Source organism: Microbacterium sp. zg-YB36 (assembly GCF_024623575.2).
Taxonomy (GTDB): domain Bacteria; phylum Actinomycetota; class Actinomycetes; order Actinomycetales; family Microbacteriaceae; genus Microbacterium.
This window is the reverse complement of sequence record NZ_JANJFD020000009.1, coordinates 73,466-87,318: the sequence shown is the minus strand read 5'-3', so window position 1 is coordinate 87,318 and position 13,853 is coordinate 73,466. Positions and strand designations below refer to the sequence as shown.

Genomic DNA, 13,853 nt, shown 5'->3' with positions numbered 1-13,853 from the left:
ATGTCGATCCTAGGTTGTCGGGGCCGCAGCGAGCGGGCCGCACTGGTCGATCCGGTACAGGCTCGTCTCGCCGTCGGTGTCCACGAGCGTGAACAACCCCGCCTCGACGGCCGCGTGCGGGCCCGGGAAGTGGTTGCCTGCCGGGTCGCCGCCGCCGAAAGCCCGCGGCGCATACGTGACGTACCGGACGCCGAGCCGGTCGAGCGCGGCACACACCTCGGGATCGGTTTCGATGTCGGTCAACCGCCACGCCAGCGCCTGCCGGTCGGCATCCCACTGGCCGTTGACATGCGGGAACACCGGTTCCGGCCCCCCGAACACCTGTGTCCAGGCAGACCCGTCCCAGGGGTCGCCCAGCGTGCGCTGGCCCGCGGGCACGGTGTCGCTCAGGCCGGCGAAGAACGCGATCTGATCGCGCGAGACGACCTCGCCGGACGTCGCGGCGTCAGGCATGCGGAAGACATGTGCCACCGACGCGGTCACTCCGCTACAGCCGATCGCGAGCGCGGACGACGCGGCGACCAGCCAGGTGAGCGCGACCGGCACAGACCGAGCCACCCGGGCGCGCCGCCGGGCGATCCACCGTGACGTCGCGATCACGCCGAGCGAGGCCAGCACCACGCCGATCACGGGCAGGGCGGAACTGAGACGGTACTTGTCCTTGTACCACAGTGCCGTCGCGAGCTTGGTGACCACGTCGTCGGATCCGGCCGCGAGGATGAACAGCGCAGCCACCAGCAGATAGGCCAGAACGAGCCAGCGGAGGCGGCGGTGACGCCAGGCGACGACCGCGCCGACCAGGACGGATGCCGCCAGCAGCAGGGCGGGCAGCGTGGGAATCGTTCCCACCCCGGTCAACCACGCCTGCGCGAGAACCTGCCAGATGCCGTCACCGACGGACTGCACGGCCTGCGCCTGCGGCCCGCCCAGCCGGTCGTCGAGGGGCCGCTCGAACAGCTCGAGCCTGGTCACCAGGTACCACAAGCCCACCGCTGCCGCGGCGACGACCGCCAGCGCGCCTGACACCCCCACCCACAGCACGCGGCCGCGAGCGACGCCCCCGGTCCGCCAGCCGCGCACGAACCACGCGCCCACGACGCCCACGACGGGAACCGCAAGCAGCAGCGCCCAGGTGGCGAGCACACGAGGTTGCGCGAAGGCCACGGCGGCAACCGTCAGTGCCGTGGCGGCGGTCCCCCAGGCGAGGATGCGCGGGCGCAGGGCGGGGCGGCATCCGTGCCATGCCCGCCAGGCGAGAACCGGCACGGCGACGGCCGCGGGCAGCACAGCCGTGGCCAGGAACGTCGGGTACAGGGTGCCCCAGGTCAGCAGGGCGTAGGGCATCGCACCGAACGCCGCCCCCAGGGGAAGCGCAACCAGCCCCACCGTCGAAGCGGCGTACCGGGGCAGCACCACCTGCGCCAGCCAGGCAACGCCCGGCAGCCACAGCACTGCGGCCGCGGCGATCCACGCCGCGTTGACCGCGACCGGTACGGCAGCGCCGCTGAGTTGCACGACCAGGACGACGAGCGAATGCCAGCCTGCAGGGTAGAAGGACCAGGTTCGATCCGTCTCGATCATCGTCCGCAGGGACAGCGAAGACGCGTCCCCGGTTTCGAGGATCGACGCGATCGCCGACAGGTGGAAGACGTTGTCGTAGGTCTGGCTCACCGCGTCGGGTCGGGGCACAGCTGCGAAGGCGACGGCAGCGATGACCCCAGCCGACAGCAGCCACGTCACCACGAGGGGCCATGCCTTGCCCGGCCGAAGCGGCAGGCGGATGCCGCTTCGGCGGGCCCCCCACGCGACGAGACACCCGAGAGCGGCCACCAGCAGCGGCTGCCAAGGCGCGAACGCCAGGTCAGCGGCGCCGCAGACGATGCCGGCGATGCCGATCGCGACGAGCGACAGCGGACCGGCCAGCGCCCCGCGGGCCATCGGTCCCATGCGCAGCGGCGCGAGCGTGACCAGGCCCGGCACGAGCAGTACCGCGACCGCCGCCAGCAGGGGTACGCCGGCGGCGAGCCATCCGAGGTCCGTCACGTCAGGCCAGGTCGTTGTTCCACATCGACAGCGCCGAACCGATGGCCATGTGCATGTCGAGGTACTGGTAGGTCCCGAGCCGTCCCCCGAAGTGCACGTCCTGCTCGCCCTTGGCCAGGTCGCGGTAGGCCAGCAGCTTTGCGCGGTCTGCCGCAGTGTTCACCGGGTAGTAGGGCTCGTCCTCGGGCATGGCGAAGCGGGAGTACTCACGCATGATGACCGTCTTGTCCGTGGGGTAGCGGTCGGCGCGCTCGGGGTGGAAGTGCTTGAACTCGTGGATGCGGGTGTAGGGCACCTCGGCATCGGCATAGTTCATCACGGGGGTGCCCTGGAAGTCGCCGACCTCCAGCACCTCCTCCTCGAAGTCGAGCGTGCGCCAGGAGAGCTCCCCCGCCACGCTGTCGAAGTACCGGTCGACCGGGCCGGTGTACACGATGGGAAGCTGCCCGACCGTGGCCTTCTTGTTGATGGGCTGGTCGCTGTCGAAGAAATCGACCCCCACCCGCACGTCGATGTTGGAGTGATCGGCCATGCGTTCCAGCCACCTCGTGTAGCCGTCGACGGGCAGGCCCTCCCAGGTGTCGCTGAAGTAGCGGTTGTCGTAGTTGTATCGCACCGGCAGGCGGCTGATCACCTCCGAGGGCAGGTCCTTGGGGTCGGTCTGCCACTGCTTCGCGGTGTAGTCACGGATGAACGCCTCGTACAGCGGACGGCCGATGAGGCCGATCGCGCGCTCCTCGAGGTTCGCGGCGTGCTTCGGGTCGAACTCCCCCGCCAGTTCCTGAATGAGGTCACGTGCCTGGTCGGGGGAATATGCGGCTTGGAAGAACTGATTGATCGTGCCGAGGTTGATCGGCAGCGGGTACACCACGCCCTTGTGGTTGGTGTACACCCGATGCTGGTAGTTCGTGAAGTCCGTGAACTGGTTCACGTACTCCCAGACCGTCGCGTTCGAGGTGTGGAACAGATGCGCGCCGTACCGATGCACTTCGATGCCCGTCGTCGCCTCATCCTCGCTGAACGCGTTGCCGCCGATGTGGTGGCGGCGATCGATGACGGTGACCTTGCGGCCGGCCGCAGCTGCCCGTTCGGCGATCGTGAGTCCGAAGAATCCGGAGCCGACGACGAGGAGATCCATACGTTCCTTTCTGAGCGCGATGAAGAGATCGGCGCCAGTCCTGCCCCGTGGCAGTCTAGCGGCGACCGCCGGTACTACCTGCCGGACGAGGACTCACCAGGGTCGACGGAGAACGCCGTCTCCCACGTGCGCAGCGACGCGAGATCTGCCGCTGCCGCCCGATAGCGGGCGGCAAGGCGCGGCCACGCCCACCAGAGCCTGGCATGCGCGACGACCGAACCGAGCAGCAGCGAGACCGCGTGCTGACGATCGCGACGGCCGACGAAAGCGCCCTCGCCCGTGGCGCTGCGCACCGCAACGGCATCGAGCAGACCGACTCGCCACCAGCGGCCGTCGCGGCGATCGAGGATCATCTGGACCTCGTCCTGCGACCGCGGCCGCCTGACCTGATGCGCCGCAACCCGCACGAGCCTCGCGAGGGATCCGACGGGACCGCGAGGGGGGCCGACGTGCGCCGGACGGGAATCGTCCACACCCGGAAGGAGAGCTTCCTCGACCGGGATCTGATGCTCGGCCGTCAAGATCGCGATGCCGTCGGCCGGAAGGAAGTTCGCCGGGTCGCGAAGGTACTCCGGTCCACGAAGCGCATCCCTCATGGCCTTGATCCGCAGCGCCGAGGAACCGTACTGCAGGCACAGGACGTGGTTGACGTCCTGAGCGAGCGTCCCGGCCAGCAGACGACCGGGTCGTCGGTTCGTCGAATGCAGCAGCGCCGTGATCAACCGATTGCGGAGCTGGAAATACGCCTGCCAGTCCAGCCCGTCATCCTTACCTGTCCACGGCATGTGCCACAGCGCGATCCCCGGCACCGTGACCGTGTCCACACCGGCAGCCGCGGCCCGCAGCCCGAACTCGGCATCATCCCACTTGATGAACATCGGCATCGCCGCGCCGGCACGCTGAACCAACGGGAGCGGGATCATGCAGAACCACCACCCGTTGAAATCCACGCGCCGCGGCGCGTGCAGCGCTGCCGAATCGGCCAGCGGCAATCGCTCGAGATCGACGTCCGCCAGGTCGGGGTCCACAGGACGCCACCAGAAGGCGGTCCTGTCGACGAGCTCACCCATCGTGTGCAGCCGACTCGGTTCACGCAGATTGAGCATCTGGCCACCGACGACGACCTCCTCGCGAGCGTAGGCGGAGAAGGCGCAGGCGCGCACGACGCTGTCACTCTCCAACCGCACGTCGTCGTCGAGAAGCAGCGCGTGGGTCGCCCCGGACCCGACCGCGGTCAGCATTCCCCGGCTGAAGCCACCGCTGCCGCCGAGGTTGCGCTGCTCGACCACGATGAGCCGGTCGCCGAGCGCCGAGCGGACCTCGGCGAACCCAGGTGCCTCGCGGAGGGGCAGGCTGCCCTGGTCCACCACGATGACCCGGCCCAGACGCCCCCAGACGACAGGATCCTCGGCGAGCGCGTCGAGAAGCGCCAGGCAGTCGTCGTGCCGATTGATCGTGGTGATGCACACGGCCGCCGACACCGGCCGCGGGGCGTCGACGACCGCGTGCCATGCGGCGTCCTCAACGACCACGCCGGTGGCTCCGGCCGTCACGTCGAACCACACCCAGCCGACGTCCTCGGGGAGGTCGATGTCGAAGGATGCCTGTCCGTGGATCTCGCGTTCCGCGACCACGGCAGATGCTCCCGACCTGTCCGAGGCGACGACGCTGACCCGCGCCGTCCCGCTCACATTGAGCTGGAGTCGCACCCGGTCCACGACCGTCGACTCACGCCACCACGCCGCCGGGAATGCGGAGAAATACGCGGCGAACGACTGCCGCGATCGTGCCGCCACCGAGAATGTGGTGCGACTCCACGGGAGGAGATGCGAGAGGTCATCCGTCGCCACGTACAGCGGGAGCGGCGCGGGGGCGTTCTGCTGCGGGAAGACCACGCGCTGCAGCAGACGGTCAACGGCCATCATCGGGTCCGCCCGCGATGACGGAGGGCACGAGCGCGACGCCAGAGTCGGACGCCCAGCCCCGCTCGCTCATCGAGTTGACGTCCGACCTCGTCCTGGATGTAGCGGGCGAGGTAGAGCGGCAACCCGGGGCCCCACTCACGCACGAAGGAACGAAGCGCTTCATCACGGACGAGGCGGTCGTAGCGGTCGTGCTCCGTCGCGAGGGCGAACATGCTGTTCCCGAGATCGCCTCCCACTCCCACTCGCTGCATCCAGAACGCGAGCGGCGGGCCGTCGAGGAAGGCGACGTGAGCCCCGAGCGTCACCCGCAGGTAGAACTCCCAGTCCTCGACGGCGTGGAGGTCTTCACGGTACGGCCCGACGGCGGAATGAAGGGCGGCGCGGTAGAGGAAGGAGATCGGCACAGCACGGTTGACCTGAAGCAGATCCGAATAGGAGATGTCCGTCATCCCGGGCCAGTAGGGCGCCCGCCCGCTCTCGACGAACCCGTCCCCCTCCGCTCGCTCGTAGATGATCTCCGTGCGCACCATGACGCCGGCATCCTCCGGATGCTGCTCCAACCACTCGACAGTGCTGCGAAGGAATCGCGGGTCCCAGAGATCGTCGTCGTCGTGCAGGACGACATACTCGCAATCCACCGCCCGGATCCCCGCGTTGGCGGCCCCCGATCGGCCGAGCGCCGGGCGGGCATCGAGCACGGTGAATCGGTGCCGATGCGTATCCGCCACCGTCGCCAACGCTGCCTGCACGTCGCGCTCGTCGCCCCCGTCGTTGACGATGACCGTCTGCCAATCGTCGTATTCCTGCGCGAGGATGTCCCGGATCGCCCGACGCAGGAAATACGGCCGATTCTTGGTTCTGAGAACTACTCCCACGCGCGGTCGCGTGCTGGGCTCGGTCACCGCTCGGCCTCCTGAGATCAACGGACGACGATACCATCCGCATCTGTCTATACTCGTGCAAGTGATCGGCCATCTGCGCACACTCTGGCGCGGGGCCCGGCGCATCCCGCTGTTGGGAAACGTGCTTGCCGTCGCTGACCGACTGTGGTGGGCGCGGGTGATCCGGCGGGCCGAGATCGTCGACGTCGAACTCGTGACGGCGCAGCTGGGCCGGCCGACCTCTGCCGCGGCCGCCGTGCGCCGCTATGTCCGCGGCGGTTTCCGACAGGGGCTCGTGCTCAATCCCCTCTTCTGCGAGGCGACCGCAAGTCGCCAACTCCCGGATTCCGAGCGCGTGCCGGCGCTTTACGCGTACCTCGTCGCCGACAAGACGAGAATCGATGTCAGCCCCAACTGGGATGCCCGAGCGCGGCTGGCCGAGAATCCCGACGCCCAGGACGACCCCGCGGGCATCCTCGGCTATCTCTGGCGCCGACGTGAACAGGGGGCCACGATCCGCCTGGGCCACGGCGGGTCGACCGCCGAGGTGGCGTGGGACCACGTGCGCGCCATCTCCTTGTCTGCGGTCGCGCCGGCGGACACCACCATCGGTGGCACCGTCTCTGAGAGCGAGGCGACCCACGAGGCACTGCTGGCCGTCGTCGATGACAGCGACGTCGACTACGACCTCGCCATCGCCGCCATTGCCGCGGTCGCACCGCGGGTGGCGCAGGTGCGGGTGGCCGTCACCGCCGAATCCGCCGGCATCCGCCTCCAGACCGCGCTGATGACGTTGTGGGCCCCGAACTCGGAGGTCTCCCTGTCCGCGCCGTCCCCGTTGCACGACGCCCTCCGTCGCTTGGCGGCCGCCCTGCCCGATCGGATCCGCGTGGTCGCGTGGCGGGCCCCCGGCGTCCAGATGAGCGCGGCCGGACTCCTCTCACTCCTGCGACACGGTGCGACCGCAGTCGTCGCGCCGTTGTGGCTCAATTCCGACGGGACCGTCGTCGGGCTCGGCACCGTCCGCCACGACGGCGGCTACGTCCGGCTCTTCGCTGGGCACCCCCGCGAAGACGCGATCAGGGCAGCGGACGACAGTGGCCTCATCCCCCTCCGCGCCCCGTTGGGCGACACCGGTGCCGGTCCGGCGGGCGTCGTCGAAAACGCGTTGCGTTCGCTCACCCGTCCCGACGGCGTCATGGCCGCGGTGGCGTCACACGCGCGCGCGGCAGGCGTCCCCACGGGAGTGCTCACCGGTGTGACAGCCGCCGCGCACACCCCCGTCCCCGACAGCACCGATGGCCCGCCTGTGTCTTCGGAGTCACCCGCGGGGCAGGAGGACGGCGTCGCCGAAGCGCTCGCCCGCGCGGGGTTCGCCATGGCGGCCGGCGGCAACTCCCTCGTCACTGTCCCCCGCCCGCCCGCCCGCCGCCCTGACGGGCGGACGGTGCCGCGCTTGCGGTGGGCGATTCGCACCGCAGCACCCGCCGGCCCGCGTGGCGAAGCCTGGGGCGACACGCACTTCGCCAGAGGTGTGGCGGACGCGTTGCGGCGGCTGGGGCAAGAGGTCGTCATCGACGCCTTCGAAGCGCGCCACCGGCGGTCGACCTACCTCGACGACGTCACCCTGGTCCTGCGCGGCCCGCATCGCATCCTCCCCTCCGTGCACGGCATCTCCTTGCTGTGGATCATCAGCCACCCCGACGAGATCACCGCGGAGGAGATCACCCGCTTCGATCACGTCTTCGCGGCGTCGCGCTCGTGGGCGTCGCAGGCGAGCGCCCGATGGCGCATGCCGGTCGACCCCCTGCTCCAGTGCACCGACGCCGAACGGTTCCGTCCGCACGGGCTGGCCCGCACTGACGACATCGTGTTCGTGGGGACCGCCCGTGGAATCGCACGTCCCTCGGTGGTGGGCCCGATCCGTGCAGGTATCCCGGTGCACGTCTACGGTCCCGACTGGCGCGGCTTCATCCCCGCATCGGCGATCGCCGACACCGCCATCGACAACGCCCTGCTTCCCGCGCGCTACGAAACGGCGCGTGTCGTCCTCAACGACCACTGGCCGGCGATGCAAGCCGCGGGGTTCATCTCGAACAGGCCATACGACGTTGTCGCCGCGGGGGGACGAGTGATCAGCGATCATGTGGCGGGGATCGAGGAGGAGTTCTCGGGCGCGGTGGTGACCTACCGCGACACCGATGAGCTCATCGAGATCCTCCGCGGCGACCTCGACTCGCTCTTCCCCGCGGACGAGCGGCTTCGGGAGATATCCGACGGGATCCGCGCGCGGGATTCCTTCGACGCCCGGGCCGCCGCGCTCCTGGATGCCGCGCTGACCGTCGGCCACGGGACCTCCCAGCCGGGCCCGGTAACATGGAGCGGATGAGTGCAAATGGACCCGAGGGTGCGGGCGATATCGGGTCTGAAGAGTTAGCCTCGCCGCCGCGGGAGGCCGAGCCCTCGTCGCCGCAGGAGGCCAAGCCCTCGTCGCGGTTTGCGCGGACCATGCATGTCGTCCGCTACCTCCTGATCCTCGCGGTCGTCGGCTTCACCATCTGGTACTTCTCCACCATGTGGGACTCCGTCCTGCCCGCCCTCGAGCGGATGAATCCGTGGTGGGTCGCTGCATCTGCGCTGGTTCTGCTGATCGGCATGGCGATGAATGTCCTCGCCTGGACGACGCTCCTGCATGGGCTCGGCCACGAGGTCCCGTTCGTCCGCAGCGCGCAGATCATGCTCGTCGGCCAGCTCGGCAAGTACGTGCCAGGCTCCGCCTGGGCCTATCTGTTGCAGATGGAGATAGGTCGACAGTATGGCGTCGCCCGCGCACGAGTGCTCGTGACCTCCCTGTACGCGGCCGGTATCGGCGTCGTCGCATCGCTCATCCTCGGCACCATCGCCCTGCCTCAGATCGCGCAGGGCCACCCGGAGTTGCTCTGGCTCTTCCTGCTGCTCCCGGTCGGTCTGGCCTGCTTGCACCCGTGGGTCATGACTGCTCTGGCGAACTTGATGCTGAAGATCTTCCGCCGACCGCCGCTGGGGCACCGGGTACGGCTGCGCACGACCCTGGGCGCACTCGCCTGGTCGCTCGGATCGTACCTGACCTACGGCGTGCACCTGTGGCTTCTCACCGACGGGACGGTGCCGCTCGCGGATTTGCTTCTCATGGCCGCCGCTCTGAGCCTCGGGTTCACCGCCGGTCTGTTCGCGTTCCTGCTGCCTTCCGGCGTCGGCGTGCGCGAAGCCGTGCTGATCGGCCTGCTCGGGTTGGTCATGGCTGTCGGCGAGGCCTCCGCCATCTCGCTCGTCTCGCGTGCGATGTTCACCGCCGGGGACCTCCTCACAGCCGGGCTCGCAGCGGGGGCGGCGTACGCGCTGCGCCGACGGCTTCACAAAGTGGACGCCGCGACGACCGAATATGCGGATGTCTCAGACGCATAGGACGCAGTGCGTCTCGCCGATCCAACCCCGTACAGTTCCCCCGACGTTAGGCCTGAAACCACCGTGGTAGCCGCTGACAGCACCCGCACGCTCGTGATCATCCCCACGTACAACGAGCGTGAGAACCTGCAATCCATCATCGGTCGCACGCTGGCAGCCGCGCCCGACGTACACATCCTGGTCGTCGACGACGGCAGCCCGGACGGGACCGGCGCCGTCGCCGACGAGCTGAGCCGCACCGACGGTCGAGTGCACGTGATGCACCGCACCGAGAAGAACGGCCTAGGTGCGGCCTACCTGGCGGGATTCGCCTGGGGACGTCAGCGTGGCTACGCCCTGCTGGTCGAGCTGGATGCCGACGGCTCCCATCCGCCTGAGCGCCTGCCTGCGTTGATCGCAGCGGTCGACACCGACTCCTCGGGCACCGTCGCGGGCTCGATCGGCTCGCGCTGGGTCGCGGGCGGATCCGTCGTGGACTGGCCGTGGGCGCGCCGGGTGATCAGCCGCGGTGGGAGCTGGTACGCCCGGACCATGCTCGGGCTGCCTGTGCGCGACGTCACCGCCGGCTACCGCGTCTACCGTGCCGACATCCTCGACCTGATCGGCCTGGACGAAGTGGAATCGCGAGGATACTGCTTCCAGATCGACCTGACCCGGCGCGTGTTCGCCGCCGGCTACACGCTCGTGGAGATTCCGATCGAGTTCCGGGAACGGGAGATCGGCGAATCCAAGATGAGTGGGCCCATCGTCCTCGAAGCCATGACCCGTGTCACCCAGTGGGGTCTGGCACGCGTGTTCCGCCGCTGACGGTCACCGGCCGGTGTGTGCGAGGACGTCCTCGCACACGAGGTCCACCGACCGGTCCGGTGCCACAGGCAGGGTCACGACATCGGACGGCGCCGATGTCGAGCATTCCTCCACAGCCTGCGCGACGGCAGGAGACCACGCGCCCACCCAATCACGCAGCGAGATCGTCATGGTGCTGCCGTAGCCGAGCGCGGCGACGACGACCACACAGGCGGCCCACGCAGCCACCTTCGACCAGAGCGCACCGCCCCAGCGTCTCAGCACGACTGCGGCGGCGATGGGGATGACCGCGACGAGCATCATGCCGGACGCGACGCCGTAGCGGATGTTGACGACGAGGGCGCCGATGGTGTCGAGGCCTTCCTCGGCATACATGAACCATACGTCGCTGTTCGCCCACGCGCTGCCCGTGTAGATGGCAGCAGACCCCAACAGCAGCGACACCACGAGGAGCCGCTGCTCGCCGCTTCCCCACACGAGTGCAACGACAGCAGCCACGACGATCGGCACGAGGATCGCAACGGCGACCAAGACGCCGGATTCGAGGACCCACGCTCGGATGAGGACCGGGTCGGCGGTGATGAGCGGCATCACCGTGTTGATCATCCACCCGATGACGGTGGACGGAATGCTCAACGGCCCGTTGCTGGTCTGACGCTCGCCGGTGACTGCGGTGAGCAGTTGCGCAGCGGAGGCCACCACGAAGGCCGCCACAAGCGGCCACGAGCGCCGATCTCGGCGACGCAGGCGGAAGAAGATCAGGAAGACGAAGAACACGGCCTGTATCTCCGTCATCACCGTGGCCCACAAGATGACCGCCCACCCTGCGGAGGACCACCAGGTGCGCGGGCGATACAGCAGCAGCCAGGGGGCGAGCCACATGGCGTACGTGTGCAGGTCGGCGAGGTTCCCGACGGTCTCCTGCGTGGCGAGCGGGATGATCACCGTGATCAAGGCGACCGTCACCCGCGCCGGGATCCAGGGCACGAGGTCGCGCGACAGCCAGAAGACGGCGCCTGCGACCAGACCGGTGAGCACGGCGCAGATCGCGAAGACCGTCACCGCGTAGTACTGCAGATCCAACGCCGGCATCATCAGCGCGATGACCAGGCGCGGGACGAAGTGCTGGTAGCCCGCGTATCCCTGCAGCAGTACGGCCCACGGCCCCTGGTCGAGGGCCTCCCCCAGGAAGATGTTCGAGTCCTCAGCCCAGACGCGGTCGTGGTGGCCATCGGGCACGCGGAACCACGTGATGATGGCACCGGCGACGACCAGGGCGATCAGGAGCCCGTACTCGACGCCTCGAGAGACGGGTCTCGTCGTGACATCACCCTCGGGCGACTTGCGACCGGTCACTCGACCTCCACGATCGAGACGTCTGCCCACACCGTCCCGAGGTTCTCATCGACCTTGGACACCGCGAAGAAAGCGCCCTGGCCGAGAGCGTGATTGTGGCCGTCACCATCCAGCACGTAGGCGTTGAGGTAGTACTGTCCCGAACCCAGATGCGTGTCGGAGATGCGGTAACGGACGAGTCGCTCGCCGGGCGACAGCGGCGGGAGTTCCCGCGCCAGTCGCACGTTGTTCGTCGAGAGGACGACTTGGCCCTGCGGGGTGTCGATGCTGAACCCCGTCTCCCATACCGTGACGGGAGAGCGCACCGTCAGCGCGACCTCGAATTCGAGTGGATCGCCTGGCGTGAGGGACTTCAGTGGTGTTCCGTCGTGCGGGTCGAGCGCACGGATCGAGGCCACCTCCACCGACGGCTCCACCTCCTCGCGTACGGCTGTCCCGGTGCGGCGCCCCTCCAGCGCCTCCCGCAGGACCGAGATGCCCTCGTCGGCCGCGCCATCGAAGATGACGCGCCCCTCATCGAGCACGATCGCCCGGTCGCAGAGTTCGGCGATCTGCCCCGCCGAGTGGCTGACGATGATGATCGTGCGCCCCTCCGCCTGGAACTGCACGACCTTGTCCATGCACTTGCGCTGGAATGCCTCGTCTCCGACAGCCAGCACCTCATCCACCAGCAGAACGTCAGGGTCGGTGTGGATCGCGACCGCGAACGCCAGCCGGACGAACATGCCGGAACTGTAGAACTTCACCTGGGTGTCGATGAAGTCGCCGATGCCGCTGAATTCAACGATCGAATCGAACTGCCGCTCGGTCTCGGCGCGCGTCATGCCCAGGATCGAGGCGTTGAGGAACACGTTCTCCCGCCCGCTCAGATCCGGGTGGAATCCGGCACCCAACTCCAGCAGCGCCGCCATGCGCCCTCGCGTCTGCACCGTACCGGTCGACGGGGACACGATGCCGCCGATGAGCTTCAGCAGGGTGCTCTTACCCGATCCGTTGGGCCCGAGCAGCCCGACGGTGGTTCCGGCGGTGATACTGATGGATACGTCGTCTACGGCGGTGTAGACCTTCCGGTGCTTGCGTCCCATGGCGCCCAGGTGGATGACGCGCTCCTTGAGCGTGTTGTCCTTGCGAACGATGAATCGCTTGGAGACTCCGTCGACGCGCACGACTTCGGGAGCGCTCACTGCTTGTTCCACGGTCACAGCTCCTGTGCGAAATTGCCCTGCAGCCGGGTGAACACCCGGTGCGAGATGACCAGCAGGATCAGTCCCAACACGCCGGCGATGAGCATCCGCATCCCCAGGCCTTCCGGATAGTCGGCGGCCGTGCCCGCGCCCCAGAACGCGCGATGGAACCCCAGCACCCCGAGTGTGATGGGGTTGTTGATGTAGACCTCGAGCAACCAGTCGGGCAGGTTGAACTGCGCGAAGACGTTCTTCACCATGCTCCAGGAGTAGACGATCGGCGACCCCCACATGGCGAGCATCATCACGACCTCCGTGAGGTACTGGACGTCCCGCAGGTAGACGTTCAGAGCGGAGAGCAGCAGTCCGATCGCGAGACCATACACCAGCACGAGGAGCACCGACGGGAAGAACCAGAGCATCTCGACGGGTTGGGGCAGGGCCTGGAATCCGATCGCCGCCACCAGGAGCACGACCACCTGAACGGCGAACATGAAGCTCGCGGCTCCCACGCTCGCCAGGGGGAACACCTCGCGAGGCAGGTAGATCTTCTTCACGAGGCCGGAGTTGGCCAGGATCGAGGTCGTCGACCCGAACACCATGTCGGAGAAGAACGTGTACAGGACGAGACCGGCGAACAGGTAGACCGCGAAGTCGGGGATACCCTCGGCAGCACGCAGGAACTGTCCCAGCACGACGAAGTACATCATGAACTGGATGATCGGCTTGATCAGCGTCCACAGGAATCCCAGGAAGCTGTCGCGGTAGCGGGCCTGCAGGTCTCGCCGGACGAGAAGGCCGAGCAACTCGCGATGAGCGAAGATCTCGGCCAGCTTCCCCCCGCGCCGATCCGTGCGCAGTCCGCGCGATTCAATGGTCGCGAACGGTTCCTCGCTCAGGCGAGTAAATCTCTGTGTACTGTCCACTGCCCCACTCAACGCGTCTTTCGATGGCCCCCTCGACTATAGCCGGGCCGGATGTGTGTGACCTGCCGTGGGTAGGCTTGAGCGGCGCCTGGACTTCTGTTGGGCAGCACAAGGAATGGTTCACCGCGCGGTCTCGTCGCGCAGTGGCC

The 13,853-nt window shown here is 68.3% G+C and carries 10 protein-coding genes; 3 read left to right on the top strand and 7 right to left on the bottom strand.

Annotated elements, in window-relative coordinates:
• Positions 1 to 9: 9 nt before the first annotated feature.
• The 4 genes from NQ151_RS13445 to NQ151_RS13430 form a co-directional block, all read right to left on the bottom strand.
• Positions 10 to 2,043, bottom strand: coding sequence for a DUF6541 family protein (locus NQ151_RS13445; protein ID WP_257528398.1), 2,034 nt, complete (start codon positions 2,041 to 2,043; stop codon positions 10 to 12).
• Position 2,044: 1 nt separating this feature from the next.
• Entirely contained in the window at positions 2,045 to 3,181 is a 1,137-nt protein-coding gene (glf, locus tag NQ151_RS13440; protein WP_257528397.1) for a UDP-galactopyranose mutase, read from the bottom strand.
• Between the two features lie 74 nt (positions 3,182 to 3,255).
• Positions 3,256 to 5,103: a glycosyltransferase gene (locus NQ151_RS13435; protein ID WP_257528396.1), complete on the bottom strand. Its 1,848-nt coding sequence runs from the start codon at positions 5,101 to 5,103 to the stop codon at positions 3,256 to 3,258.
• Positions 5,103 to 6,008 (bottom strand): glycosyltransferase family 2 protein, encoded by a 906-nt coding sequence (locus NQ151_RS13430; protein WP_257509380.1) that lies wholly within the window; start codon positions 6,006 to 6,008, stop codon positions 5,103 to 5,105. Before NQ151_RS13430 ends, NQ151_RS13435 begins: the two co-directional genes overlap by 1 nt.
• 61 nt (positions 6,009 to 6,069) lie before the next feature.
• On the opposite strand from NQ151_RS13430, the gene NQ151_RS13425 reads away from it, so the two are divergent.
• The 3 genes from NQ151_RS13425 (at position 6,070) to NQ151_RS13415 (ending at position 10,238) form a co-directional block, all read left to right on the top strand.
• The gene (locus NQ151_RS13425) at positions 6,070 to 8,376 is read left to right on the top strand and encodes a glycosyltransferase (RefSeq protein ID WP_257528395.1); all 2,307 of its coding nucleotides are present in this window, start codon (positions 6,070 to 6,072) and stop codon (positions 8,374 to 8,376) included.
• Positions 8,373 to 9,431, top strand: a complete 1,059-nt coding sequence (locus NQ151_RS13420) for a lysylphosphatidylglycerol synthase transmembrane domain-containing protein (RefSeq protein WP_257528394.1) — start codon at positions 8,373 to 8,375, stop codon at positions 9,429 to 9,431. Before NQ151_RS13425 ends, NQ151_RS13420 begins: the two co-directional genes overlap by 4 nt.
• 63 nt (positions 9,432 to 9,494) lie before the next feature.
• On the top strand, positions 9,495 to 10,238 hold the full coding sequence (locus tag NQ151_RS13415; protein WP_257509377.1) for a polyprenol monophosphomannose synthase: 744 nt from the start codon (positions 9,495 to 9,497) through the stop codon (positions 10,236 to 10,238).
• Between the two features lie 3 nt (positions 10,239 to 10,241).
• Here NQ151_RS13415 and NQ151_RS13410 read toward each other — a convergent pair whose 3' ends face one another.
• Genes NQ151_RS13410 through NQ151_RS13400 form a run of 3 tightly spaced genes read right to left on the bottom strand, consistent with a single transcriptional unit; the run spans position 10,242 to position 13,704 of the window.
• Entirely contained in the window at positions 10,242 to 11,594 is a 1,353-nt protein-coding gene (locus tag NQ151_RS13410; protein WP_257528393.1) for a hypothetical protein, read from the bottom strand.
• Positions 11,591 to 12,778, bottom strand: a complete 1,188-nt coding sequence (locus NQ151_RS13405) for an ABC transporter ATP-binding protein (RefSeq protein WP_257528392.1) — start codon at positions 12,776 to 12,778, stop codon at positions 11,591 to 11,593. Before NQ151_RS13405 ends, NQ151_RS13410 begins: the two co-directional genes overlap by 4 nt.
• 14 nt (positions 12,779 to 12,792) lie before the next feature.
• Complete coding sequence (locus tag NQ151_RS13400; RefSeq protein WP_257509374.1) at positions 12,793 to 13,704, bottom strand: ABC transporter permease; 912 nt, start codon at positions 13,702 to 13,704, stop codon at positions 12,793 to 12,795.
• Positions 13,705 to 13,853 lie beyond the last annotated feature (149 nt).

Excerpts from the sequence above, each read along its gene's own strand:
- NQ151_RS13435 (WP_257528396.1), bottom strand. The coding sequence starts at position 5,103 with ATGGCCGTTGACCGTCTGCTGCAGCGCGTGGTCTTCCCGCAGCAGAAC.
- NQ151_RS13420 (WP_257528394.1), top strand. The coding sequence starts at position 8,373 with ATGAGTGCAAATGGACCCGAGGGTGCGGGCGATATCGGGTCTGAAGAG.
- glf (WP_257528397.1), bottom strand. The coding sequence starts at position 3,181 with ATGGATCTCCTCGTCGTCGGCTCCGGATTCTTCGGACTCACGATCGCC.